We start from the raw sequence: 3,926 nt of genomic DNA on the forward strand, positions 1-3,926 counted from the left end.
CCCTAATCACGGTAGGGAAAACACTTGTCGAAGTCTCTTGTTAATAGAGTTAGTTTTTCTATAAAATAAAACTTATGTTTTTATTTTATACGAAATTGACATCTATTTCAAGGGCTTAGTTCATCAAAATCAAGGCATTGTTTTCCTTTTTCCAGGGAAACAGTGTCTTTTTTGTGTTCCTTAAAGGAGAAGATGAACAAATGACAAAAATATTAACCTGTTATTTAAAAGATGTAGATACCTTCAATGGACGGTTCAAATGGTTATGGAGCAACAAGTCCACGCTTCGTAAAAAGAAAGAAGAGTTTTTAGAAAGTCTTCGTACCCACTTTAAACAAAAACAATCTGCTATACATAAAGAGTTTCCTAAAAAGAGAATGGAAATGCTCGATCACGTCATCTATAACCTAGTGGCTACGGGCATTCAAGCGATCCGTTCTGAAACGCTTATGAAGAAATTTAATGTGTCCAAAAGTACGGTTTCTCGTTTTGTACGTTCGTTAAAAGCGACACCATTTATACTTGTGGCACGTTACATTAAAGAAGATACAACAGGTACTCATCCTGACAGTTATGTATTTATCCTTAAAAGCCATAAGAACTTTCATCACATTTGCGACGAAATCTTTTTTGCCCATGATACAACAGGAATACAAACGCTTCAACAAGAAGAAATGACCACTCCTGTGACACGTCCTGTGACGTCTCCAGAAAGTGCTGAAAACGTTGATACACCAAGTTTAGAGGCCGATAAATCATCTCATGCCTTTATTAACCTTGATTTACCTGTAAATCATATAAATAATCATTTAATGTCTGTTTCACAGTCATTCAGCTATATCAAAGGTGTGCCTAAGAAAGTCAATCAAGTCTATGCAGGTAAATATGGCCATCAACTACAAGACTTTTATGCTCGTATTCAAAATGCTGCAAAAGCAGTAAAAAAAGATACAGAGATTACGATTGAGAAAGAGCACATACATGAAATTGCGTATACGTCCATTGTGGGATTAGATAAATATGTCCATGAAGCCAATCAACAAGGAAACCCTTTATCTCTTGGAGATATGTGTCGATTAATCTATCAGATTGCGAAAAATCAATTCTATGATTTAACAAAGCCTAAAGACCAGGATTATTCATCAGTATACGCAAACCAACAAGAAGTTATACATAACGAAAGCAAAGAAACACCATTGCTTAAGCCAAAACATATTATCCGTAAGGAACTCGTTCCTGATTGGTTAAAAGCTGAACAGCAGCAAGAAAAGTGTACACAAAAAGCAGAGGTTTCTCTGGATCAACAGCTTGAAATGATCCAGTTAAAGCAAGATTTAGGTCAAGAACTCACGCTAGAAGAAGAAAACTTGCTGGAGGAGCACAGCTCTACGTATAGCTTGTTGGAGATAGCTCAGGTAAAACAAGATCTAGGACAAGCTTTAACGCCAGAAGAACAAGAATGTTTGCGTCAACACAATCAGTTAAAAGACACAGCTTCCTAATCAAAAAAAGTAGAAATTCCTTAGAAGCTGATGTTTTAATAGAATATGTTTATTTAGAACTGTGTTCTAAATAAACAATAGCTAATCATCTACGCAGGAGGAGACTATTATGCCACATAAAATTACGTTAACCGGATCAGCCACAGGACCACTACGAGAGTACGATCGCTACGTTGCCTTTGATATGCGTGAAAAAGGGTCACCATCTGCGCCTAAAGGATTAAAGAAGAGCACCTTTATTTCGTATACGGTGTTTGTTGCAAAGAAAGCCTTTAATAAAACAGGGCTCACGAAGAAAAGCATCATGCATGAAAAGATTTTAATTCAAGGGGAACCAACGTTGGACATTCCCATTGATGAATGCCCTGGTGAAATAGGGGTAATCTGTTTTCAGATTACGGTTCTCCCGAACAAAAATGATAAAGAGAAGAATGAGTCAGATGCAAAAAAAGAATCTAAACAAGAGGCTTCTGCGCCTTCTCAAGAACAAAAGAACACGGGGTCTACTAAACAGGGAGAAGAACAAGCACCTGTTTCTCAACCTGTAGCAAAAGAAGAGAAGAAAGAAGTAAAGGCTATTCAACCAGAAGTACAACAATCTTCTACAGAAGAGAAAAAGACTGAGGAAAAAAAGACAACACTATCCAACCAACCGAAGGGAACTCAGGATCTAGTGAACTTTGATGATATTATCGTTCCTGAAGAGTTCTTAAAGACACGCCCAAACCCTGAAAAAACGCAAAAGGTAATCGATTTTGTGAAGCGTACGGGACGTTTAGATGAGCCGTTGACGATCGAAAAAGGGTCAAAGATCTTAAAAGATGGATACCGTCGTTATGTGGTGGCCAAAACAGTCAAAATGAATCAAGTTCCTGTTGTATATGAGTACCAAAAGTAAGAACTCGAAGAAAAAGTAACGATTGTTTATCGTTTCACTGACAAATTAGACAAAAACAGCCTAAATAAAGTGATAACCTGTGTCCAATGGATAACAAGGTAAATGAAACAGGATTTAATCTCTGTTGAGGAAAGATGAACATCTCCACTACTATTCTCTATACGTAGCTTTCTATACATCTAAGTCGCGAATTGGAGGGAGATATAGTGACTAAGAATCAAAAACTGTGGACGGAGAAAGAAGATTTATTTCTAAAAGAACAATATGGGCGGATGACACTCCAAAAAATTGGTGAATGTTTAAATCGTAGTAAAGAATCGGTTAATAAACGGGTCTCACGACTACAACTTCGCAACAACCAGAATGGCATACGCAAAAAATGGTCCCCTGACCAAGATACGTTCTTAAAAGTAAACATTAATAGGATGAACAATCGAGAGATTGGAAAACATTTAGGCAAGAGCCCTTCTTCTGTTGCGAATCGAATTAGACTGTTAAAATTAGTACGAAAAACGTCATTACGTAGATGGACTAAAAAAGAGGATGAGTACTTGTTAAAATGGTATGGAGTCAAGTCCCTTGCTCAACTATCTAGACGTTTACAACGAAGTATACAAGCATTAGAGTCTAGATTATATCGTTTAGGGATACCTGGGGTAAGAGCTCATACGGGAAGTATTACAGTATATGAACTAGCAGAGTGTCTGCAGGTTGATGTTCATACCATTTATAACTGGATTCAGAAAAAAGAATTGCCCTATAACATCTTGAGAGCAAATACACGAACATTTTTAGGAATTGACGTAGCAGCCTTTTGGGAATGGGCTCAACAGAATAAGGAGCTTATTAATTTTTCTAAGGTATCCCTACATACTCTTATTCCAGAGCCCGACTGGGTAAAGGAACAAAGAAAATATGATTATTTTAATCGACCTAAATATGAAAATAAAAAGTGGACTGAAGAGGAAGATGCCCGTGTATGGTACATGTTTTATCAAGAAGGTCGTACTCAACGAGAAATTGGCCAACTAATCGGTAGATCAGCCCATGGAATTCAACGGAGGTTACACCGACTACGGAAGAAGAAATTACCTCAATAAATCCTACCTTTTTGTGATCGTTTTTACTGGTCTCACTTATTAGTCCTTTCCATTGCACATTCATTTTGTGAAACAGCCTTTTTTATAAGAAAGGTAGCTCTATAGAAGCTTAGAAATTCAGGTTATGCTTGAAAATGTCATATTTTACACTTTACTATTATCTATTGTTTTATTCCGTAAAGGAGAGAACCCTATAAGGATAGATGGGGTTCTCTTTTCTTCTTCACTGATTAAATTGTGTTTTCTGGACTGATAATATAGGAATTGCTGGTGTTAGCAATGTTCTTACTTTTTCTTGAGCAAACTGCTTCATGCCAGGTTGCTTTTTATTTTCTATGATACTCAAAAACTATTCATACCTATAACAAAGACCGCCCATTATGTATCAGTGTATAAGGCGGTCTTAACTGTATTCATGCTATATGA

The 3,926-nt window shown here is 36.8% G+C and carries 3 protein-coding genes; all 3 read left to right on the forward strand.

The window, feature by feature from the left end; all coding sequences use genetic code 11:
• Positions 1–200 precede the first annotated feature (200 nt).
• Positions 201–1,502 (forward strand): replication protein, encoded by a 1,302-nt coding sequence (locus AC0C45_RS29945; protein ID WP_472929323.1) that lies wholly within the window; start codon positions 201–203, stop codon positions 1,500–1,502.
• 109 nt (positions 1,503–1,611) lie between these two features.
• Entirely contained in the window at positions 1,612–2,400 is a 789-nt protein-coding gene (locus tag AC0C45_RS29950) for a ParB N-terminal domain-containing protein (protein WP_237894348.1), read from the forward strand.
• Between the two features lie 206 nt (positions 2,401–2,606).
• A complete protein-coding gene (locus tag AC0C45_RS29955) occupies positions 2,607–3,500 on the forward strand; it encodes a sigma-70 family RNA polymerase sigma factor (protein ID WP_472929325.1) in 894 nt (297 codons plus the stop codon).
• Positions 3,501–3,926: the final 426 nt, after the last annotated feature.

This window comes from Priestia sp. VA7, from assembly GCF_055710015.1.

What these genes read in the sequence shown, in the direction of transcription:
- AC0C45_RS29945 (WP_472929323.1), top strand. Translation starts at nt 201, where the DNA reads ATGACAAAAATATTAACCTGTTATTTAAAAGATGTAGATACCTTCAAT.
- AC0C45_RS29950 (WP_237894348.1), top strand. Translation starts at nt 1,612, where the DNA reads ATGCCACATAAAATTACGTTAACCGGATCAGCCACAGGACCACTACGA.